Here is a 20,428-nt window from a genome sequence, read left to right on the forward strand (position 1 = left end):
CGCCGCCCCGGGGTCAGCGCCTGGTCGCGGGCGGTGACCGCCGGCCCGCCCGGTGGACGGGCCGGCCGGGCGGCGGTGCCGGGCGGGTGGTGGCGCCGGTCGGGGCAGGTGACGGGCCGGCGCGCAGGCGAGGGTGGCGTGTCGCCGTACCGCCGGCTCGCGGGCGTGCCGGGCCGGCCGGCGGCGTGCCCCGGCGAGCTGGCCGGCTGTGCTCGGCGGCCTCGGCCAGCAGCCCGACCGGCACGGCGAGGGTCACGGCCAGCCATCCCAGCCAGAAGCCCCCCGGCACGCGGAGCTGCCGCTCCCAGCGGGACACCTCGTGCCGGCTCAGCGTGGGCACGCCCGAGGCGGCGCACAGCTCGGCGGCGAGGAGCTGTTGACTGCGGCCCCGGGCCAGCCGGAGCCGGGCGAGCAGCGGCCCGAGCGGCTCGGGGCCGGGCGGTGTGGGCGGCATCTTCGGTCCTCCGGGAGGGGTCGGCGCGGTGGCGGCGTCGACCTGCCCGAACGGGCGGGACCGGTGTGCCGCCGGTCGGTGCTGACCCCCGCGCGGGCCCCCGGGGAGCCGGCCCCGTCCGCGCTGACCACCTGTCTACTCCGGGGATACGACGGCGGCCGTCGTGGCGTGGTGCGGGAGGAATCTCCGGGCCGGTACGGCCGCCTGCTGGGCGCCGGGACCTGGACCGGTCCCGTCTCGCGGGTCCTGGTGCGGTCGCGCCAGGTGGGAAAGCCCTGGGCCCGGCAGGCGTCGGCCGCTAGAGTTCAGGCGTGGCGCTTGGTCTTCCATCGATTCTCCCCAATCCGCAGCCGGCGATCGGGGAGTTGATCCGCGACCGTCAGCCCACCTTCTCGTTCGAGTTCTTCCCGCCCAAGACCCCGCAGGGCGAGCGGCTGCTCTGGCAGGCGATCCGCGAGCTGGAGTCGCTGCGTCCGTCGTTCGTCTCGATCACCTACGGGGCCGGCGGCTCGACCCGGGACACCACGGTCGCGGTGACCGAGCGGATCGCCACCGAGACCACCCTGCTGCCGATGGCGCACCTCACCGCGGTCAACCACTCCGTCGCCGAGCTGCGCAACGTCATCGGCCGGCTGGCCGGCGTCGGGGTGCGCAACATTCTGGCCGTGCGGGGCGACCCGCCGGGCGACCCGGGCGGGGAGTGGGTCCGCCACCCCGAGGGCGTGCTCTACGCCGAGGACCTGGTCCGGCTGGTCCGCGACGCCGGCGACTTCAGCGTCGGGGTGGCCGCCTTCCCGTACAAGCACCCGCGCTCGGCCGACGTGGCCGGCGACACCGCGAACTTCGTCCGCAAGTGCCGGGCCGGTGCGGAGTTCGCGATCACCCAGATGTTCTTCGACGCCGACGACTACCTGCGGCTGCGCGACCGGGTGGCGGCGGCCGGCTGCGCCACCCCCATCCTGGCCGGGGTGATGCCGGTCACCCAGCTGAGCACCATCGAGCGTTCGACGCAGCTTTCCGGGGCGCCGTTCCCGCCGGCCCTGGCCGCGCGGTTCGCCGAGGTGGCCGACGACCCGGAGGCGGTCCGCCGGCTCGGCATCGAGCAGGCGGCCGAGATGTGCCGACGGCTCCTGGACGAGGGCATCCCCGGGATTCACTTCATCACCCTCAACCGGTCCACCGCGACCCGGGAGGTCTGGCAGCAGTTGCAGGTCGACACCCGGGTGTGACCCCCGTGGCGCGACACCTGAGCGCCGGTGCGACGGTTGTTCCGTGGTGGGCAGTCAGCTGAACTGGGACGAATACGCGACGGTGTGGGCACGGCTGCATGGGGGCTTCGATCCCCGGGTGGCGGCCCCGGTGGTCCGCGCCTGGCTGCGGTTCGCCTACCACGTCGGGTACGTGCTGGGCCGGCTGCGGGTCACCCCGACCGCGGTCACCGTGGCGGGCGTGCTGCTCTGCCTCTGCGTACCGCTGTTCGCCGTCCGGCCCGTGAACGGGCCGATCATCGGGGCGCTGTTCGTGCTGGCCGCCTCGGTGGCCGACAGCGTCGACGGTGCGGTGGCGGTCGCCACCAACCGCACCACCCGGCTCGGGTACGTCTACGACTCCGTGGCCGACCGGCTCGGCGAGGTCGCCTGGCTGGCCGCGTTCTGGCTGTTGGGCGCGCCGGGCCCGCTGGTCGTAGCCGCGGGCGGGCTGTCCTGGCTGCACGAGTACGTCCGGGCCCGGGCGGTCTCGGCCGGGATGCGGGAGATCAGCGTGGTCACCGTGGGGGAGCGCCCCACCCGGGTCTGCGTGGCCCTGGTCGGGCTGCTGCTGGCCGGGCTGGCCGGACTGATCGACCCGGACCTGACCGCCGGCACCATCACCATGGCCACCGCCGTCTGGGTGCTGCTCGCCGGCTTCGGCCTGGGCCAACTCCTCTCCACCGTCCGCCGCGCCCTCATCGACGCCGACTGACGACCCCCCTGTGGGTGGAGTCGGCTCTCTCAGGCCCAGGCGGGGCCGATCTCGTCGGCGACGATCTGCGCGGAGAGGGTGACCATCGGGAGGCCGCCGCCCGGGTGGGAAGAGCCGCCGACGAGCCAGAGGCCGGCCGCCGGGCCCCGGTTGGCCGGGCGGAGCAGGCTGCCGGCCGTGCCGTAGATCGACCCGCCGGGCGCGCCGGTGCTGGCGTCCAGGTCGGCCGGGGTGCGCACCTCCCGGAAGGCCAGCCGGTCCCGCACGTCCACGCCGCGCGCGGCGAGCACGTCGAGGACCCGGTCGGCGTACGCGTCGGCGAGCCCCGGCCGGCGCCAGTCCACCGCCCCGGTGGCGGTGCCGTGCCGGGCGGCGTTGACCAGCACGAACCACGCCTCGTGCCCCTCGGGTCGGACGGCCGGGTCGTCGGCGACGGTGACGAAGACCGTCGGGTCGGGCGCGGGACGGGCCCGGATCCCGCGCCCCGGGTGGCCGAAGACCGCGTCGAACTCGGCGTCGTAGTCGCGCGGGAAGAACACGTTGTGGTGGGCCAGCCCGGTGTCGCCGGCCACCCCGAGCAGCAGCACGAAGCCGGCGAGGCTGCGGTCGGTGAGCCCGGCCAGCCGGCGCGGGCTGGGCAGCAGGTCCCGGTAGACGGTCAGGGCGTCCACGTTGGCCACCACCACGTCGGCGGGGACGGGCGCGGCGACGCCGGCGAGGCGTACCCCGTGCACCCGGCCGCCTGCGGCGTCGATCCGGGTGACCGCGGTGCCGGTCCGCACGACCACGCCGAGGTCCAGGCACCGGGTCAGCAGTGCGTCGGCGAGGGTGCCCAGGCCGCCGCGCAGGTACCAGCCGCCGAACGTCAGCTCGGCGTACGGCACGGCGACCAGCGCGGCCGGGGCCCGGCGGGGGTCGGCCCCGGTGTAGGTGGCGTACCGGTCCAGCAGCATCCGCAACCGGGGGTCGGACAGGTGCCGGCGGCCCAGCCCGCGCAGGGTGCGGCCGGGACCGATCGCGGCGAGGTCGCCCAGCCGCCAGGCCAGCCCGGCGAGGTCCAGCGGGGAGTCGACGGCCCGGCGCAGGACGTCCCGGTGCGAGGCGTCCCAGACCCGGGCGGCGCGTCGCCACAACCGCTGCCAGTCGGCGGCGGCCCGGTCGCCGAACGCCGCCCCGACGCGGGCGGCGAACTCCGCCGGGTCGGCGCACGAGTCGAGCGTGGCCCCGTCGGGGAAGACGTGCCGGACGATCGGGTCCACCGGGACCAGGTCGAGGTACTCGTCGAGCTTCGCCCCGGTCGCCTCGAACAGGTCGTGGAAGACCTCCGGCACGGTGAGCAGACTCGGTCCGGTGTCGAAGTGGAACGACCCGCCGGGGGTGTCGTGGACGTACCGGCCGAGCTTGCCGCCGACGGTGTCGGCCCGCTCGAAGACGGTCACCTCGTGCCCGGTGGCGGCCAACCGGGCGGCGGTGGCCAGCCCACCCACCCCGGCGCCGACGACCACGATCCGCGCCATGACGTGCCCTCCTAGCTGACCGGGCGGCCTCGCCAGGACAGGCGACGCCGCTTCCGCAGATGGTACGACCGCAGGGTCAGCCAACCGAGGACCACGACCGACACGGGGTGGCCGAGCGCGTCGGGCCACCACCGGCCACCGGTCGCCCGGGCGCTGACCGCCCGCCCGGCCGCCCCGAGCAGGTAGGCGAGGAAGGCCGCCGCCGCGACCGCCGGAGCGCCCGCCGCGAGGGCCCCCAGCGCCAGCAGCGGGGGAGCGGTGTACAGCAGGAGCAGCAGGGTCAGCACGGCCGCCGCCGCGCCCGGGTGGCCGAACGTGGCCCACAGCGACTTGGTGTAGCCGTCGCGCAGCTGCGGCCAGTCGTCGTACATCCGGCAGGCGGCCAGCCGGGAGCCGTCGGCGAGGGCGATCCTGCCGCCGGACCGCTTGACCGCCCGGGCCAGCTCGATGTCCTCCAGGACCCGTGCGCGCACGGCTGCGTGCCCGCCGGCCGCGTCGTACCCGGCCCGGTCCGCCACCAGGAACTGCCCGCCGGCCGCGGCCAGCGACGGCCGCGGCGAGCGCTCCATCGCCCGCAGCGGCAGGAAGGTCAGCCACAGCCACTGCAACAGCGGCTGCACCAGCCGGTCGGCCGCCGTCGCCACCACGATCCGGGGGTACGGCGACAGCAGCGTCACCCGCGCGGCGCGCAGCTCCGCCACCGCCGTCGCCACCGCGTACGGGGTGAGCACCACGTCGGCGTCGACGAACGCCAGCACGGTGGCGGCCGGGTCGGCCCGGGTGGCGAGCTGGTGGCAGGCGTGCGGCTTGCCCAGCCAGCCCGGCGGCGGGGCGACCCCGGTGAGCAGGGTGACCCGGGGATCGACGCCGGCCACCGCGCGGACCACGTCGGCGGTGCCGTCGGCCGAGCCGTCGTCGAGCACCACGATCCGCAGGTCGGGCACGCCCCGCTGGGCGAGCAGCGCGCGCAGGCACGGGGTGACCCGGGCGGCCTCGTCGCGCAGCGGCAGCAGCAGCGCGACGGTCTCGGCGACCTCGACCGGCCCGTCGGCGGGGCGGCGCAGCCACCGGGTGGCATTGACCCAGGTGTGCGCGGTGAGCGCGGCGACGCCCGCGACCAGCAGCAGGACGCCGGTCATGCGGTGGCGTCGACCGGCCGGCGCTCCCGGCGTTCCCGGCGCAGTGCCAGGGCCAGCGGCACGGCGGCCACCGCCATCCCGGCAGCGCCCCATGCCGCCGAGGCGGGCAGGCCGAGGAAGACCGCGTGGGCCAGGATGCTGGACAGGTACGTCCACAGGTAGAGCGCGAACATCGGGGCGTCCCGGGAGTCCGTGTGGTCGATCACCGGCCCGGCCAGCGGGCGCAGCGCCGCCATCAGCAGCACCGCGAACAGCAGCCAGCCCAGGTAGTTGCTGACCGGCACGCCGGGCAGGCCGGGCAGCGCCGGGGTGGCGTCCCGCCACACCCAGTAGCCCTCGGCGACCATCTGCGGGTCGAGGAAGAGGTCCCAGGCGGCCAGCCCGACGGCTGCGAGGGCCACCCGGCCGACCCCGGGCGGGGCGAGTCGGGCCGCGGTCAGCCAGGCCGGCCAGGCCATCCACGTCCAGGCGAGCGGGATGATCAGCGGCACCCCGGCCAACTTCGGGCCCAGTTCGCCGGAGTAGTCGTAGCTGCCGAACGGGAAGCCGGTGGCCACCCCCAGGGCCTCGATCGCGAAGCCGCCGCCGGCGGCCACGGCGACCAGCGCCGCCGCCGCGCGGGGGCCCCGGCTCAGTCGCGCGTGACCGACCGAGAGCAGGCACCCGAGCACGACGGTGGCCACGGTCAGCCCGGCCCGGGTGGCGCCGGTGGTGAGCGGGTAGCAGATCTGGGCCAGGACCAGCACGCCCAGCCCGGCCCAGGGCAGCCGGCCGTCGAGCCCGGCCTGAAGCAGCCGGGGCCGGGGCAGCCGGCCGTCCGGGCCGGCCCGGGGCAGCCGGGGTCGGGTCACGGCACGCCCGGGCCCGGGGCGGAGGCCGCCTGGTCCGCGGGGGCCTGCGGGGTGAGCGGGAGGTCCCGGCCGAGGATGCCGAACGAGCGTTCGTCGCCGGGGAAGTAGAAGTGGCGCAGTACGTCGACGAAGCCGAACCGGCGGTACAACCGCCAGGCGCGGGAGCGCTGCTCGTCGGCCTCCGGGGTGGACAGCAGGGTGGTGCCGCCCGGTGCCATGGTGAGCAGGGCGGTGAGCTGCCGGGCGCCCAGGCCGTGCCCCTGCGCGGGCGGCCGGACGTGCAGCTCGACCACCTCGAAGCAGTCGGCGAGCCAGTGCCGTCGGGCGTCGCCGTCCAGCGCCCGGTGCACCTGGTCGTGCCACCACTGGCCCGCCGCGCCGAGGTACCCGTACCCGAAACCGGCCAGGTGGCCCTCGGAGGTGAGGCTGGCGACGGCGCGGAAGCCGGGGCGGCGCACGTGGGTGGCGATGTAGCCGCGCCGGGCCGCCAACAGGTCCGTCCGGTAGTTCATCGCCTCGCCGTAGACGGTCACCACGTCGTCCAGCCGCCGGAGCAGGTCGTCCGGCGTCCAGCGCACCAACCTCATGCCCGCCCATCCTTCGCCGTCTCCGGATCGCCGTCGGCGACCCAACCCAGCACCGACCGGTCGCCGACCACGTCGCGCACCTCGAACCGCGCGAAGAGTTCCTCCGCGTACCACCCCTCGGTGGGGGTGCGCGTGATCGCGGCGCGGTGCTCGGGCTGACGGTACGCGAACGCGACGAGGTCCGCCGTGCCGCGCCACACGCTGACCGTGCCCTGCCAACCCAGCGGGGCCTCGCCGACGCCGAACCGGGCCAGCAGGCCGGGCGCGGCGTGCAGGGCGGCGGCCACCGGCGGCACCGCCCGCCAGAAGGTGGCCGCCCGGCGGGCCCGCAGCCGGGCCCGGGTCAGCGCCAGCACCGGGCCGGTGACCCGGCCGCCGGACGGCTCGCCGAACGGGCGTCGGCCGGACCACTCGCCCCGGCTGGTCAGCGGGCGCAGGTCCACCCGGGCCGAGGAGCGGGCGACGCGGGCCCAGGAGCGGCCCACGGGCGAGTCGGCGAAGCCGGCCGCGGCGGCCGGGGAGTCCCAGACGGCCAGCGCCGCCCAGCGGGTCAGGTCGGCGTCGCCGGGGCCGAAGCCGGTGCCGGTCCCGGTGCCGAGCAGCTTGCCGAACCGCACCCCGCCGGTGCGGCGCAGCCGCGTCGGGTGCGTCGCCATCCGGGCCAGCGCCCCGGGCAGCGCCGCCCGAGGGATCCGCCAGACGTGCAGGGTGACCAGCTCGGGTACGCCGCTCACGCCACCTCGGCCGGGGTGCCGGCGGTGATCCGGAGCAGCTCCGCGTACGTGGTGGGGAAGACCGCCCGGGGCACCCCGCCGGCCGCCCAGACCTCGTCGTACCCCTCCAGGGCGGTGTCGACCAGGGTGCGCAGCGGCGCGGGGTGGCCGAGCGGGGCGACCCCGCCGATCACCTGGCCGGTGTGCTGCCGGACGAACTCGGGGGTGGCCCGGCGCAGGTGGGTGACCCCGAGGGACGCGGCCAGGCCGGCCGTGTCCACCCGGTGCGCGCCGGAGGTGAGCACCAGCAGCGGAGCGTCGTCGGCGGCGAAGACCAGCGAGTTGGCGATGGCGCCGACGCCCACGCCGAGCGCCTCCGCCGCCGCGGCGGCGGTGTGCACCGCCTCGGGCAGCAGGCGAACCGCGCTGGGTCGGCCGGCGCCGTCGAGCGCGCCCGCGGCGTCGAGGGCCTCCCGCATCGCCCGTACGTTCGGGTGTGACTGCATGACGCCCATTCTTCCCGGCCCGCTCCCGCCCAGCTCCCAGGGGCGGCCCGAGCCTCGTCCGGCCCGCTCGTTCCCCGGCCCCTTGAGTGGCCGGGCGGGCGGTGCCGGGCCGGGCGTGACGGTGTCGGGCGCGGGCGGCGCGGTCGCCCGGGGCGTGGCCACCCGGGCCGTCTCGGCCAGCGCCACCCCGAGCAGCACCAGCGCCCCACCGCCGAGTTGTGCGGTGTTGAGCGTCTCGCCGTCGCCGATGACCATCCAGGCGACCGCCGCGGCGAGTACCGGCTCCACCATGCCGACGATCCCGACGCTGGTCGCCGGCAGGTGCCGCATCGCGCCCGCCACCAGCAGGTACGGCACGATCGAGCCGAGCACCACCACGTACCCGCAGAGCAGGGCGACCGGGACGCCCGTCGCGCTGGCGGTCAGCGGCCCCCAGCCGCCGGTGTCGGCGGTGACCGCCCGGGTGAGCAGCCCGGCCACGGCGGACGCGCCGAACGCCCAGGTGCACAGCGACAGGGTGTCCCGCCCCTGCACCCCGCGCGCGCCGAGCACGTAGTAGACGGCCAGGAAGACCGCCGCGCCGAGGCCGGCGAGGATGCCGAGCCCGTCCAGCTTCAGCTCGCCCCACACCTCGGCCACGCAGCCCAGCCCGGCGAGGCTCAGCGCCAGTCCGGCCCAGAGCCGGGGGCGGACCCGGTGTCGCTGGCCGAATCGGGCCCAGAGGGCGACCAGCAGCGGGGCGGAGTACTCGAACAGCAGGCCGAGGCCGACCGGCAGCCGGGAGATGGCGACGAAGTAGAGCATCGGGACCAGGAAGAAGCCGGTCAGGCCGTACGCGACCAGCAGCGGGATCTGCCGGGGGGTGGCCCGGAGCCGGCGTACGCCCGGGCGCAGCACCAGGCTCAGCAGGAGCAGGCCCGCGACGGCGCCGAGCGCGCGCAGCAGGGTGAGCTGCTGAGCGTCCAGGCCGGCCCGGAGCACCAGCTTGGAGACCGTGCCGTTGACGGCGAACAGGGCTCCCGAGCCGAGCACCATGGCGACGCCGAGGGCGGGGCGGGGGGTCGTCACGAGCAGAGGCTAGCGCCGCGGTCGTCAGGGGCGTAGGGGTGTGGCGCTCGTTACCCGTCCGCGCCCCGCGCGGGCACCGGTCGGTAGGGCCCCGTCGGGTGCGGGAAGCCGGTCCGGCGTGCGGGGCCGACCGGCCGTCGTCGCTGCGCCGCGCCGTCCGCCGCACGTTGCGTTTTCGTCGGGCGCGGGGTGTACTGTCAGCAGCAGTTAGAACGAGTGTTCGATTGTCTCGAACATTCGTTCCAACGGCCCGGGCGGTGTTTCGCGGCACCGGCCCCGGGCGGTGCGGCTCCGCGGGCCGCACCTTGGGTCCCGGGCAGTCGCGAGTCCGGGCCCGTCAGGCAGGAGCGTCGCCCGCCGCCCACGACCCCCGGGCGGCGGGCGACGAACCCGCCGGTACGCCGGCCGGGTGCGGTGTGGGGAAGCGTCCACACCCGGCCGGCCCCCAACGGTGCGTCTTCCTCCGCACCACTCGACGGCCCGTGCGCCGGCGGCCCCGGCCGCCCGCGCCCCGCCCCGGTCACGTGGAGGAGACAGCCCATGCCGACCAACCCGGCCCAGCCACCGACGGTGCCGGCACACGTGCTGCCGCACCGCACCCCGGCCCAGCTTCTCGCGGTGGCCCGCCACGGGCTGACCGAAGCCGCCCGGACCGGCCCCGACGGGCTGCGCTACGCGGCGGCCCACCTGGCCGCGCTCCGCGCCGCCGCAGCCCTGCTCGCAGCCCGGGCCCGTCCCGCCCCGGCCCGGCGCAACCGGATCACCAGCGTCTGGGTCCTGCTCGCCACCGTCGCCCCCGAGCTCGACGAGTGGGCGGCGTTCTTCGCCGCCGGTGCCAGCAAGCGCGCCGCGGCCGAGGCCGGCATCCCCCGGGTGGTCACCGCCCGGCAGGCAGACGACCTGCTCCGCGCGGCTGAGCAGTTCGTGACGGTGGTGGAGACCGCCCTCGGGCTGGCCCACCAGCCGGCGCTCGACGGCCTGGCCGCCTGAACGAACCGCCCGACGGGCGCTGGTCCCCGGAGGGGCGGCCTCCGCCCAGCCCGCGCAGGGCGCCGATTCCGCACGACGAGCACGACGGGGGGTAGGTCCGATGGCGGGCCGAACGGTGATCGGTTCCGCCGCGCTCGCGAGCCTGGTGCGCCCGGCGAGCGCGCCGGACCCGACCGGCGGGCAGCGGGTGCTCCCGGTGCCCCCCGAGCTGACCGGCCTGCTGCCCAACCGAGGGCTGCGCCGGGGCAGCACGATCGCGGTCGCCACCGGCCAGCCCCGGCACAGCGGCGGCACGTCGCTGCTGCTGGCGCTGCTCGCCGAGGCGTCCCGAGCCGGTTCGTGGTGCGCCGTGGTGGGGGTGCCGACCTTCGGCGCGGGCGCGGCTGCCGAGGCCGGGCTCGCCCTGGACCGGCTCGCCCTGGTGCCGCAGCCGGGGCCGGAGTGGCCCACCGTCGTCGCCGCGCTGATCGACGGGGTCGACGTGGTGGTGGCCGCCGTGCCGGACACCGTCTCCGCCTCGGTCGCCAACCGGCTGGCCGCCCGGGCCCGGCAGCGGGGCAGCGTGCTCGTCCCGTACGGCCGCTGGGACGGCGCGGACATCACGTTGCAGGTGGTCCGGGGTGTCTGGGAGGGGCTGGGACAGGGCCGGGGCCGGCTGCGTCGGCGCGAGGTCACCGTCTCCGCCCGGGGGCGGGGCGCGGCCGCCCGGCCCAAGGAGATCAAGGTCTGGCTCCCCGGCGACGGGCTCACCCGGGTCATCCCCCGCCCGGCAGTCGTCCCGGCCGCCTCTGTCACCGGCCGGTCGGCCGCCGGCCGGCTCCGCCCGGTGCCCCCGGCGTTCCCGCCCGTCTTCGACGTCCCGCCCGCCTTCGACGTCCCGCCCGACCGGGGCGGGCTTGCCGTGGTCGGTCCCGCGTGACCGGGGTGCCGACGCGCACGCTGCTGCTCTGGTGCCCGGACTGGCCGGTGCTGGCCGCCGAGATCGTCGACGGGGTGCCGGCCATCGGGCCGGTCGCCGTGCTGCACGCCAACCGGGTGGTCGCCTGCTCCGAGCGGGCCCGCGCCGAGGGCGTCCGTCGAGGGCTGCGCAAGCGGGAGGCGCAGGGACGCTGCCCGCAGCTGACCGTCGTCGACCACGACCCGGGCCGGGACGCCCGGGCGTTCGAGCCGGTGGTCGCTGCGGTCGAGGAGGTCGCCGCCGGGGTCGAGGTGGTCCGCCCGGGCGCCTGCGCGCTGGCCGCGCGGGGTCCGAGCCGCTATCTCGGCGGCGAGGAGCCGGCCGCCGAGCGGCTCGTCGAGCACGTCGCGCAGACCTGCGCGGTGGAGAGCCAGGTGGGGATCGCCGACGGGGTGTTCGCGGCCGGCCTCGCCGCCCGCGTCGGGCAGGTGGTGCCCGCCGGCGGCACGCCCGGGTTCCTAGCGGGCCTGCCGGTGGAGGCGCTCGGCCGGCCGGCCCTGGCCGACCTGCTGCGTCGGCTCGGTGTCCGTACCCTCGGGGACTTCGCCGCGCTGCCGGCGGGGGACGTGCTGGCCCGGTTCGGGTTCGACGGTGCGCTGGCCCACCGGCTCGCCGCCGGCCGGGACCACCGGCCGTTGGCCGTCCGCCAGCCCCCGGCCGACCTGGCGGTCACCGCCGACCACGACGAGCCGATCGACCGGGTGGACGCGGCGGCCTTCGCCGCCCGTGCGCTGGCCGAGCGGTTGCACGACCGGCTGGCCGCGCACGGGCTGGCCTGCACCCGGCTCGGCATCGAGGGGGTCACCGCGCACGGCCAGGAGCTGCACCGGGTCTGGCGGCACGACGGCCTGCTCACCGCCGCGGCCATCGCCGACCGGGTGCGCTGGCAGCTCGACGGTTGGCTCTCCGGCAGCACCGGGCGGCCCGGCGCCCGCCCGGCCCGGCCGACGGCCGGGATCATCCGGCTGCGGCTGGTGCCCGACGGGGTGCTCGCCCAGGCCGGCCTGCAACCCGGGTTGTGGGGGGAGGTGGGCGAGGAGCGGGAACGGGCGCACCGGGCGCTGAGCCGGGTGCAGGGCATCCTCGGCCCCGAGGCGGTGGTCACCGCGGTGCTCGGCGGCGGGCGGTCCCCGGCCGACCAGGTGCGGCTGGTGCCCTGGGGCGACGAGCGGCTGCCCGCCCGCCCGGGCGAGCCCACCTGGCCGGGCCAGGATGCCCGGCCGGCGCCGGTGGAACCGGCGGGGTCCGGCGCTGCCGTCGGGTCCGGGGCTGCCGTCGGGTCCGGCGTTCCTCCATGGCCGGGGCGCCTTCCGCCGCCCGCGCCGGCCGTGGTGCTCCCCGCGCCGCTGGCCGCGACGGTGTACGACGCCGTCGGCGCCCCGGTCGGGGTCAGCGCCCGGCTCCAGGTGAGCGCCGCCCCCGCCCGACTGGTGGTCGGCACGGCCCGTCCGGTGGACATCGTCGGCTGGGCCGGCCCGTGGCCGGTGGACGAGCGCTGGTGGGCGCCGGCCGAGGCCCGCCGCCGGGCCAGGTTCCAGGTCTGCCTGGCCGACGGTAACGCCCTCCTCCTCGCGGTCGAGGCCGGCCAGTGGCTGGTGGAGGCCATCTATGACTGACCGACGGGCCGCCGAACCGGGGGCGTGGTGAGTTTCCACAATCCGCGGATGCAGTGGGCGGAGTTGGAGCGGGTGCTCTCCGGGCGGTCCGGCGGCGCGGTGGCGGGTGGGCGGCACCTGCACGTGGTGGATCCACTCGCCGTCGACGCCGACGGGGGCGACGCGCCGGCCCGGGAGCGCCGGCGGGAGCCGTACCGGCCGCCGGAGCTGTCCCGGCCCGGCGGCGCGGTGCCCTACGCCGAGTTGCACGCGCACAGCAACTTCAGCTTCCTGGACGGGGCCAGCCACCCCGGGGAACTGGCTGAGGAGGCGGCCCGGCTCGGGCTCACCGCGCTCGCCGTCACCGATCACGACGGCTTCTACGGCGTGGTCCGCTTCGCCGAGTCGGCCCGTACGTTGGGGCTGCCCACGGTGATCGGTGCGGAGCTGTCGCTGGGCCTGGCCGGGCCGCAGCCGGGGGCCCGGGGTGGCAACGGTGGGCCCGACCCGCGCGGCACCCACCTGCTCGCCCTCGCCCACGGCCCCGAGGGGTACGCGCGGCTGGCCCGTACCATCGCCCGCGCCCAGCTACGCGGCGGGGAGAAGGGCCGCCCGGACTACGGCGAGTTGGAGGAGGTCGCCGCTGAGCTGCGCGACCACGTGCTGGTGCTCACCGGCTGCCGCAAGGGGCACGTGCCGGCGGCGCTGCTCACCGAGGGCGTCGACGCGGCGGCCCGGGAACTGGACCGGCTGACCGCGCTGTTCGGCGCGGACACGGTGGCGGTGGAGCTGACCGACCACGGCCATCCGGTCGACGCCGACCGCAACGACGCCCTCGCCGAGCTGGCCGCCGCGGCGGGGCTGCCCACGGTGGCCACGAACAACGTGCACTACGCCACGCCGGGCCGGCGCCGGCTGGCCACTACCCTGGCCGCGGTGCGGGCCCGGCGCAGCCTGGACGAGATCGACGGCTGGCTGCCCGCCGCGTCCACCGCGCACCTGCGCAGCGGGGAGGAGATGGCGGCCCGGTTCGCCGCGTACCCGGGTGCGGTGGCCCGGGCCGCCGAGTTCGGCGCGGAGCTGGCGTTCGACCTCCAGCTCGTGGCGCCGCGGCTGCCGGCGTACCCGGTGCCGCCGGGGCACACCGAGATGACCTGGCTGCGCCGGCTCACCATGGACGGCGCCCGGGAGCGGTACGGGCCACCCGGGGCGCACCCGGCGGCGTACCGGCAGCTCGACCACGAGCTGCGGATGATCGACGAGCTGGGCTTCCCCGGCTACTTCCTGGTGGTGTACGACATCGTCGCGTTCTGCCGCCAGCAGGACATCTACTGCCAGGGCCGGGGGTCTGCGGCGAACTCGGCGGTCTGCTACGCGCTGCGGATCACCAACGTGGACGCCGTCCGGCACCGGCTGCTCTTCGAGCGCTTCCTCGCCCCGGAGCGCGACGGCCCGCCCGACATCGACGTGGACATCGAGTCCGACCGCCGGGAGGAGGTGATCCAGCACGTCTACGCCCGGTACGGCCGGGAGCACACCGCCCAGGTCGCCAACGTCATCTCGTACCGGCCCCGGTCGGCGGTGCGGGACGTGGCGAAGGCGTTCGGCTTCTCGCCCGGCCAGCAGGACGCCTGGAGCAGGCAGATCGACCGCTGGGGCTCCGTCGCGTCGGTGGATGTGGAGGGCATCCCCGAGCAGGTCGTCGCGTACGCCGACGAGTTGCAGACGTTCCCCCGGCACCTGGGCATCCACTCGGGTGGGATGGTCATCTGCGACCGGCCGGTGATCGAGGTCTGCCCGGTGGAGTGGGGCCGGATGCCCGGGCGCAGCGTGCTGCAGTGGGACAAGGACGACTGCGCCGCCGTCGGCCTGGTCAAGTTCGACCTGCTCGGCCTCGGCATGCTCTCCGCCCTGCACTACGGCTACGACATGATCGGCGAGACCCTCGACCTGGGCGACATGACGCTGGACGACCCCGAGGTGTACGACATGCTCTGCCGGGCCGACTCGGTCGGGGTGTTCCAGGTGGAGAGCCGTGCCCAGATGGCCACCCTGCCCCGGCTCAAGCCCCGCGAGTTCTACGACCTGGTGGTGGAGGTGGCGCTGATCCGTCCCGGCCCGATCCAGGGCGGCTCGGTGCATCCGTACATCCGGCGCAGGAACGGCCAGGAGCCGGTGACCTTCGCGCATCCGCTGATGCGCAACGCGCTGGAGAAGACCCTCGGCGTGCCGCTGTTCCAGGAGCAGCTCATGCAGCTCGCCATCGACCTGGCCGGCTTCGACGCGGCCGGGGCCGACCAGCTCCGCCGGGCGATGGGGGCCAAGCGCTCGGTGGAGCGGATGGCGCAGATCGCCGACCGGCTCTACGCCGGGATGGCCGAGCGGGGCATCGCCGGGGAGCTGGCCGACGACGTCTACCGCAAGCTCACCGCGTTCGCCAGCTACGGCTTCCCGGAGAGCCACGCGATGAGCTTCGCCTACCTGGTGTACGCCAGCTCCTGGCTCAAGCGTTACCACCCGGGCCCGTTCCTGGCCGCCCTGCTCAACGCCCAGCCGATGGGCTTCTACTCGCCGCAGACCCTGGTCGACGACGCCCGCCGGCACGGGGTGGAGGTTCGCCGGCCGGACGTCAACGCCAGCGGCGCGAAGGCCGTCCTCGAATCCACCCCGGTCACCCGGTGGGGGAGCGCCCCCGGGGAGCCCCCGCACTCCTGGGGCCTCGGTGGGCCGGCCGTCCGGCTCGGGCTGGGCGGCGTGCGTACCCTCGGCGACGGTGTGGCCGAGCGGATCGAGGACGAGCGGGCGGCGCACGGGCCGTACCGGGACATGCCGGACCTGGCCCGGCGCGTGGGTCTCACCGCCGCGCAGCTGGAGGCGCTGGCCACCGCGGACGCCTTCGCCTGCTTCGGGCTGACCCGGCGGCAGGCGCTCTGGGCCGCCGGGGCGGCGGCCCAGGACCGGCCGGGCCGGCTGCCGGGCACGGTGACCGGCGCGACCGCCCCGACCCTGCCGGGGATGGAGGCGGTGGACCGCCTCGTCGCCGATGTCTGGGCGACCGGGCTGTCGCCGGAGAGCCACCCGGCCCGGTTCATCCGGGACCGCCTCGACGCCCTCGGCGCGGTGCCGATCGCCCGGCTCGGCCGGGTGGAGCCGGGCCGGCGGATCCGGGTCGGCGGGATCGTCACCCACCGGCAGCGGCCGGCCACCGCCGGCGGCGTCACCTTCCTCAATCTGGAGGACGAGACCGGCATGCTCAACGTCACCTGCTCGCCGGGGCTGTGGCAGCGCCACCGGCGGGTGGCGCGGACCAGCGCCGCACTGGTGGTGCGCGGCCGGTTGCAGCGGCACGAGGGGGTGATCAGCCTCACCGCCGACCGGCTCGACCCGATCGAGCCGCCGGTCGCCCCGGCCTCCCGCGACTTCCGGTGATCGACGTTACAGTGTGGCGGGCGATCGCGAGGGAGACTTGTGATCGCGCGGGCAGAGTGGCCCGGGTTCCACGAGGGGGTAGGACGAGTGGCGGGTAACGACACGTACACCGGTGCGGTGGCGAACGCCCGACGCACCCGGCTCGATGCCGGTTGGGTCGCGGCGCACACCACCGAGATTCGCGAGTACTCGGTGACCGAGGGCCCGGTGGCCAACGCCCGCCGGTCCCGTGCCGAGGACGACCCGGCCGGCGGCGGCGAGTCCTGACACCACCTGGTCCGGGGCCCGCCCGGCGCATCCGGTCGCCGTTCCCCGGCCACCGGATGCACCGGGCGGCTGGACCGGGTGACTAGGCTCGACCGTGTGGAGCAGACCCGTGGCCGGCTCACCGGCCCGCCGTTGACCCCCCGTACCGCCGTCATCTGGTCCGTGCTCCGGGCCGAACTGGACCGCCGCGCCGATGACCGGCTCACCGTCCTCGACGTCGGTGGCGGCACCGGCGGGTTCGCCGTGCCGCTGGCCCAGGCCGGGCACCGGGTCACCGTGGTCGACGCCAGCCCCGACGCCCTCGCCGCGCTGACCCGCCGGGCCGCCGAGGCCGGCGTCGCCGACCGGGTACGCGCCGTGCAGGGCGACGGCGACGCGCTCGCCGGGCTGGTCGCGCCGGCGAGCGTCGACCTGGTGCTCTGCCACTCCGTGCTGGAGGTGGTCGACGACCCCGCGCCGGTGGTGGCCGCGCTGGTCGCCGCGCTGCGCCCGGGCGGCGCGGCCAGCGTCCTGGTCGCCGGGCAGGCCGCAGCGGTGTTCGGCCGGGCGATGAACGGCCACCTCGACCTGGCTGCCACCGTGGCCGCCGACCCGGCCGGCGCCGCCGGCCCCCGGGACACCCTGCGCCGGCGCTACGACGCCGACCGCGCCGCGGCGCTGCTCACCGACGGGGGCCTCGCGGTCGAGGAGATCCACGGGGTACGCGTCCTGGCCGACCTGCTCCCCGCCGCCGTCGCGGACGGCCAACCGGCCGCCCTGGTCGAGCTGGAGCGGGCCCTGGCCGCCCGACCGCCGTACCGGGACCTCGCCGCCCAGCTGCATCTGTTCGCGCGCCGGCCGGTATGACCGGGCCCGTGCCGCCCCCGCCCGGCGTTCCGGCCCGCCCGGCGCCGTCGGGCGGGCCGGAGTTCCCGGTCGCGCCGGACCGCCCGGCGCCGGGGCCGGGGTTCCCGGTCGCGCCGCCGCTGGAGCCGGTCGCGCCCCGGTACGGCGGCGGAAGCCTGGCCGACGTGCTGCCCAGCGCGTTGGCGGTGCTCGGGGTGCCGGGGGCCGTGGACCTGCTCGGGCTGGCCCCCCGGCTGGCCGGGGTGCGGCGGGTCGCCGTGCTGCTGGTCGACGGGCTCGGCTGGTACCAGATCCCCACCGCCGCCCCGTACGCCCCGACCCTGGCCGGGCTGGCCGCGACCGTGGGCCGCCCGCTCACCTCCGGTTTCCCGTCGACCACCCCGACCAGCCTGGTGACCCTGGGCACCGGCGTGGCCCCCGGCGCGCACGGGGTGCTCGGCTTCAAGGTCCGGGTGCCCGGCACCGATCGGGTGCTCAGCCACATCGAGTGGACCGGCGACCCGGAGCCGCTGCGCTGGCAGCCCGTCGCCACCCAGTTCGAACGGGCCCGCGCCGCCGGGGTCGCGGTGACCGTGGTGAGCCGCCCCGAGTACGCCGGCAGCGGCCTCACCCTGGCCGCCAACCGGGGCGGCGACTACCGGGGCGCCGCCGATGCCGACGCGCTGGCCACCGCGATGCTCACCGCGCTGGCCGCCGGGACCGGGCCGACCCTGGTCTCCGGATACCACCCCGACCTGGACCGGCACGGCCATCTCAGCGGGGTCGACTCCGCGCCGTGGCGGGTCGCCGCCGCTGTGGTGGACGGGCTGCTCGCCCGGCTGGTCGACGGCCTTCCGCAGGACGCCGCGCTGCTGGTCACCGCTGATCACGGCCAGCTCGACGTGCCGGCGGCGGACCGGGTCGACTTCGACGCCGACCCCGGGCTGCGGGCCGGGGTGCGGGTGCTGGCCGGCGAACCCCGGGTCCGTTACCTGCACGTCGAGCCCGGCGCGGCCGACGACGTGGTGGCTGCCTGGTCGGCGGTGCTCGGCGACGCGGCCCGGGTGCTGCACCGGGGCGAGGCGGTGGCCACCGGCTGGTTCGGCCCGGTGCCGGAGGAGCACCTGCGCCGGGTCGGCGACGTGGTGGTGGTCTGCCGGGGCACGTCCGCGGTGGTGGCCACCCGGTCGGAGAAACCGATCGAGTCGCGCCTGGTGGCGTACCACGGGGCGGACACGGCCGCCGAGATGACCATCCCGCTGCTGGTGGTCCGCGGCTGAGCCGCCGTGCGGTCCCCGGGGTGTCGTACCCGGGGGCTAGCCTGCGGGGATGGGCCGCAGTCAGTCGTTGCCGCGCGGGGGCGACCCGCGCTTCGGGCCCGACGGCGACGACTCCGGCTGCCCGATCCTGCACGTCGACATGGACGCCTTCTTCGCCTCTGTCGAGGTGCGCCGCCGCCCCGAGCTGCGCGGCCGGCCCGTCGTGGTCGGCGGGGTCGGGCCGCGCGGCGTGGTCAGCTCCGCCAGCTACGAGGCCCGACGGTACGGCGTCCGCAGCGCCATGCCCACCGGGCGGGCCCGGGCGCTCTGCCCGCACGCGGTCTACCTGTCGCCCGACTTCGCGCAGTACACGGCGGCCTCCCGGGCGGTCATGCAGGTCTTCCGGGACGTCACCCCGCTGGTCGAGCCGCTCTCGCTCGACGAGGCGTTCCTCGACGTGGCCGGCGCCCGCCGGCTCTTCGGTGCGCCGGCCGAGATCGCCCGGCGCATCCGTGCCCGGGTCGAGCGGGAGCAGGAGCTGACCTGCTCGGTGGGGGTCGCGCCGAGCAAGTTCGTGGCCAAGCTCGGCTCCACCCGGGCCAAGCCCGACGGGCTGCTGGTGGTGCCCGCAGACCGGGTGCTCGAATTCCTGCACCCGCTGCCCGTCTCCGCGCTCTGGGGGGTGGGGGAGCGGTCCACCGAGACGCTGCGCCGGCTGGGGCTGAACACCGTCGGTGACCTGGCCGAGGCGCCCTTCGGCATGCTCCGCAAGGCGGTCGGTGCGGCCGCCGCCGGCCACCTGCACGAGCTGGCCTGGGGGCGGGACCCACGCCGGGTCACCCCGGAGCAGGTGGAGAAGTCGATCGGCGCCGAGGTGACCTTCGACGTCGACGTCGGCGACCCGCTGGAGATCCGCCGGGCGCTGCTGGCCCTCGCCGAGAAGGTCGGCGTCCGGCTGCGCCGGGCCGGCCAGGTCGGCCGGACGGTGTCGATCAAGGTGCGGATGGCAGACTTCCGCACGGTCAACCGCTCCCGCACCCTCGGCGTCCCCACCGACACGGCCCGTGAGATCTTCGACACCGCATGGGCGCTCTACACCGTTCTCGCCCCCGGCGAGCGGATCCGCCTCGTCGGGGTACGGCTGGAGGGCCTCGCGCCGGCGGAGCAGACCCCGCAGCAGCTCACCCTCGGCGCCCCCGAGCGCGGCTGGCGGGAGGCGGAGGCGGCGGCGGACGCAGCGGCTGCCCGTTTCGGGCGGTCCGTCATAGGTCCGGCGAGTCTGCTTCGTCGTCGCGACCGGGAGCGAAATGAAAATCCGCCCCGCCCATAGGTCGTCCCGCTTTCCGACGCGCGACCCCCCTCGTAGACTTGGCGGTAAGCAGCCGGTCGGCTGCCACGGTCTATCGGCCCGCCCGGGCCGACCCACGTGACCGGGGAGGAGTGCCGTGCCGCTCTCGGAGCACGAGCAGCGGCTGTTCGAGCAGATCGAGCGGTCGCTTGCCGAGGACCCCAAATTCGCCTCGGCCGTGCGTGCCAGCGATCCGCGCTTCCATGCGCGGCGTCGCCTGCTCGTCGCTGCCGGCGCGATCATCGTTGGGCTGGCCCTGCTGGTCTACGGTGCGGTGATCAAGACTCCACCGCTCGCGGTGGCGGGTTTCGTCGTCATGCTGGGTTCGGCGGCGTACGCGGTGCAGTCGCACCGTAAGGCGCAGTCCCCCGACCTGCACGTGGTCGGCGGGACGACCAGTCGGCGCCGTCCGCGTGGGCGGTCAGGCCGGCGGTCGTCGTTCCTGGACCGGATGGAGGACCGGTGGCGGCAGCGCCCGGAGGGGCACCGCTGACCCGGCCCCTCCACTGATCCCTGGTCCCGCCGCCCGGCGGGGCCGCGCCGACTTCGGCCCGTCCGACGACGGGCCGCCGTTTCACGCCCGCGCCCGGCACACAACCCGGGCCCCGCCCCGCCTCGTGTCCCCGCCCCGCCTCGTGCCCCGGCGGGGTCAGCGGCCGGTGCGGGAGGCCAGCAGGCGGCGGGGGCTCCAGCGCAACAGCCGGTACCGGGCGTCGCCGGCGGTGGCCACCATCCGCGAGGACGTGTCGCTCACCGCAGTCCGCCAGGGCAGCAGCACCGACGGGGGCAGGGCGGCGGCCAGCAGCCTGGTCCGCCGGTCGGCCCGGGCGGCGAGCACGCCGCGGACGCTGCGCAGGGCCGGGGTCAGCTCCTCACCGGCGAGCGGGTCCCGGGCGTAGCGGGCCCGCTCCTCGGCGCGCCCGAGCAGCCGCGCCGCCGCGGCGGCGGAGGGGGGCTCGG

18 protein-coding genes and 2 pseudogenes are annotated in these 20,428 nt (G+C 76.9%); 11 read left to right on the forward strand and 9 right to left on the reverse strand.

Annotated elements, in window-relative coordinates; all coding sequences use genetic code 11:
* Positions 1-13: 13 nt before the first annotated feature.
* On the reverse strand, positions 14-454 hold the full coding sequence (locus ABT023_RS07960; RefSeq protein WP_350882891.1) for a helix-turn-helix domain-containing protein: 441 nt from the start codon (positions 452-454) through the stop codon (positions 14-16).
* A 311-nt stretch (positions 455-765) separates the two neighbouring features.
* Here ABT023_RS07960 and metF point away from each other — a divergent pair, with 311 nt between their 5' ends.
* Together metF and ABT023_RS07970 are read left to right on the forward strand one after the other, a co-directional pair.
* Positions 766-1,683 (forward strand): methylenetetrahydrofolate reductase [NAD(P)H], encoded by a 918-nt coding sequence (metF, locus tag ABT023_RS07965; RefSeq protein WP_350882893.1) that lies wholly within the window; start codon positions 766-768, stop codon positions 1,681-1,683.
* A 43-nt stretch (positions 1,684-1,726) separates the two neighbouring features.
* Positions 1,727-2,416, forward strand: a complete 690-nt coding sequence (locus tag ABT023_RS07970) for a CDP-alcohol phosphatidyltransferase family protein (protein WP_350882895.1) — start codon at positions 1,727-1,729, stop codon at positions 2,414-2,416.
* Positions 2,417-2,445: 29 nt separating this feature from the next.
* On the opposite strand, the gene ABT023_RS07975 is transcribed toward ABT023_RS07970, so the two are convergent.
* The 7 genes and pseudogenes from ABT023_RS07975 to ABT023_RS08005 form a co-directional block, all read right to left on the reverse strand.
* Entirely contained in the window at positions 2,446-3,933 is a 1,488-nt protein-coding gene (locus tag ABT023_RS07975; RefSeq protein WP_350882897.1) for a phytoene desaturase family protein, read from the reverse strand.
* Between the two features lie 11 nt (positions 3,934-3,944).
* Entirely contained in the window at positions 3,945-5,072 is a 1,128-nt protein-coding gene (locus ABT023_RS07980; protein ID WP_350882899.1) for a glycosyltransferase family 2 protein, read from the reverse strand.
* Positions 5,069-5,881 carry a carotenoid biosynthesis protein gene (locus ABT023_RS07985; RefSeq protein WP_502890616.1) on the reverse strand — a complete coding sequence of 271 codons (813 nt, stop codon included), beginning with the start codon at positions 5,879-5,881 and terminating at the stop codon, positions 5,069-5,071. The genes ABT023_RS07980 and ABT023_RS07985 overlap by 4 nt, the downstream gene beginning before the upstream one ends.
* A 38-nt stretch (positions 5,882-5,919) precedes the next feature.
* Positions 5,920-6,510, reverse strand: a complete 591-nt coding sequence (locus ABT023_RS07990) for a GNAT family N-acetyltransferase (RefSeq protein WP_350882901.1) — start codon at positions 6,508-6,510, stop codon at positions 5,920-5,922.
* Positions 6,507-7,244 (reverse strand): monooxygenase, encoded by a 738-nt coding sequence (locus tag ABT023_RS07995; RefSeq protein WP_350882902.1) that lies wholly within the window; start codon positions 7,242-7,244, stop codon positions 6,507-6,509. The genes ABT023_RS07990 and ABT023_RS07995 overlap by 4 nt, the downstream gene beginning before the upstream one ends.
* Complete coding sequence (locus ABT023_RS08000; RefSeq protein WP_350882954.1) at positions 7,241-7,729, reverse strand: YbaK/EbsC family protein; 489 nt, start codon at positions 7,727-7,729, stop codon at positions 7,241-7,243. The genes ABT023_RS07995 and ABT023_RS08000 overlap by 4 nt, the downstream gene beginning before the upstream one ends.
* A gap of 189 nt (positions 7,730-7,918) precedes the next feature.
* A pseudogene (locus ABT023_RS08005) lies at positions 7,919-8,764 on the reverse strand (EamA family transporter); the annotation flags it as partial.
* 573 nt (positions 8,765-9,337) lie between these two features.
* On the opposite strand from ABT023_RS08005, the gene ABT023_RS08010 reads away from it, so the two are divergent.
* The 9 genes from ABT023_RS08010 (at position 9,338) to ABT023_RS08050 (ending at position 19,961) form a co-directional block, all read left to right on the forward strand.
* Complete coding sequence (locus tag ABT023_RS08010) at positions 9,338-9,787, forward strand: SAV_6107 family HEPN domain-containing protein (protein WP_350882904.1); 450 nt, start codon at positions 9,338-9,340, stop codon at positions 9,785-9,787.
* A gap of 100 nt (positions 9,788-9,887) precedes the next feature.
* Complete coding sequence (imuA', locus tag ABT023_RS08015) at positions 9,888-10,706, forward strand: DnaE2-dependent mutagenesis accessory factor ImuA' (protein WP_350882906.1); 819 nt, start codon at positions 9,888-9,890, stop codon at positions 10,704-10,706.
* Complete coding sequence (locus ABT023_RS08020) at positions 10,703-12,361, forward strand: DNA polymerase Y family protein (RefSeq protein ID WP_350882908.1); 1,659 nt, start codon at positions 10,703-10,705, stop codon at positions 12,359-12,361. The genes imuA' and ABT023_RS08020 overlap by 4 nt, the downstream gene beginning before the upstream one ends.
* 27 nt (positions 12,362-12,388) lie before the next feature.
* On the forward strand, positions 12,389-15,769 hold the full coding sequence (locus tag ABT023_RS08025; protein ID WP_350882910.1) for an error-prone DNA polymerase: 3,381 nt from the start codon (positions 12,389-12,391) through the stop codon (positions 15,767-15,769).
* Between the two features lie 87 nt (positions 15,770-15,856).
* A complete protein-coding gene (locus ABT023_RS08030; protein WP_350882911.1) occupies positions 15,857-16,036 on the forward strand; it encodes a hypothetical protein in 180 nt (59 codons plus the stop codon).
* Positions 16,037-16,114: 78 nt separating this feature from the next.
* On the forward strand, positions 16,115-16,882 hold the full coding sequence (locus ABT023_RS08035) for a methyltransferase domain-containing protein (RefSeq protein ID WP_350882913.1): 768 nt from the start codon (positions 16,115-16,117) through the stop codon (positions 16,880-16,882).
* A complete protein-coding gene (locus tag ABT023_RS08040) occupies positions 16,879-18,141 on the forward strand; it encodes an alkaline phosphatase family protein (protein WP_350882915.1) in 1,263 nt (420 codons plus the stop codon). The genes ABT023_RS08035 and ABT023_RS08040 overlap by 4 nt, the downstream gene beginning before the upstream one ends.
* Before the next feature lie 49 nt (positions 18,142-18,190).
* A complete protein-coding gene (locus ABT023_RS08045; protein ID WP_350882917.1) occupies positions 18,191-19,450 on the forward strand; it encodes a DNA polymerase IV in 1,260 nt (419 codons plus the stop codon).
* Between the two features lie 115 nt (positions 19,451-19,565).
* Entirely contained in the window at positions 19,566-19,961 is a 396-nt protein-coding gene (locus ABT023_RS08050) for an SCO2097 family morphological protein (protein WP_350882919.1), read from the forward strand.
* Between the two features lie 156 nt (positions 19,962-20,117).
* On the opposite strand, the pseudogene ABT023_RS08055 reads toward ABT023_RS08050, so the two are convergent.
* Positions 20,118-20,428 (reverse strand): annotated as a pseudogene (locus ABT023_RS08055) (transglutaminase domain-containing protein); the annotation flags it as partial.

The sequence above is a fragment of the Micromonospora sp. NPDC002296 genome (assembly GCF_040296145.1).
GTDB lineage: Bacteria > Actinomycetota > Actinomycetes > Mycobacteriales > Micromonosporaceae > Micromonospora.

Excerpts from the sequence above, each read along its gene's own strand:
- ABT023_RS07975 (WP_350882897.1), bottom strand. The coding sequence starts at position 3,933 with ATGGCGCGGATCGTGGTCGTCGGCGCCGGGGTGGGTGGGCTGGCCACC.
- ABT023_RS07960 (WP_350882891.1), bottom strand. The coding sequence starts at position 454 with ATGCCGCCCACACCGCCCGGCCCCGAGCCGCTCGGGCCGCTGCTCGCC.
- imuA' (WP_350882906.1), top strand. The coding sequence starts at position 9,888 with ATGGCGGGCCGAACGGTGATCGGTTCCGCCGCGCTCGCGAGCCTGGTG.
- ABT023_RS08040 (WP_350882915.1), top strand. The coding sequence starts at position 16,879 with ATGACCGGGCCCGTGCCGCCCCCGCCCGGCGTTCCGGCCCGCCCGGCG.
- ABT023_RS07990 (WP_350882901.1), bottom strand. The coding sequence starts at position 6,510 with ATGAGGTTGGTGCGCTGGACGCCGGACGACCTGCTCCGGCGGCTGGAC.
- ABT023_RS08010 (WP_350882904.1), top strand. The coding sequence starts at position 9,338 with ATGCCGACCAACCCGGCCCAGCCACCGACGGTGCCGGCACACGTGCTG.
- ABT023_RS08000 (WP_350882954.1), bottom strand. The coding sequence starts at position 7,729 with ATGCAGTCACACCCGAACGTACGGGCGATGCGGGAGGCCCTCGACGCC.
- ABT023_RS07980 (WP_350882899.1), bottom strand. The coding sequence starts at position 5,072 with ATGACCGGCGTCCTGCTGCTGGTCGCGGGCGTCGCCGCGCTCACCGCG.
- ABT023_RS08045 (WP_350882917.1), top strand. The coding sequence starts at position 18,191 with ATGGGCCGCAGTCAGTCGTTGCCGCGCGGGGGCGACCCGCGCTTCGGG.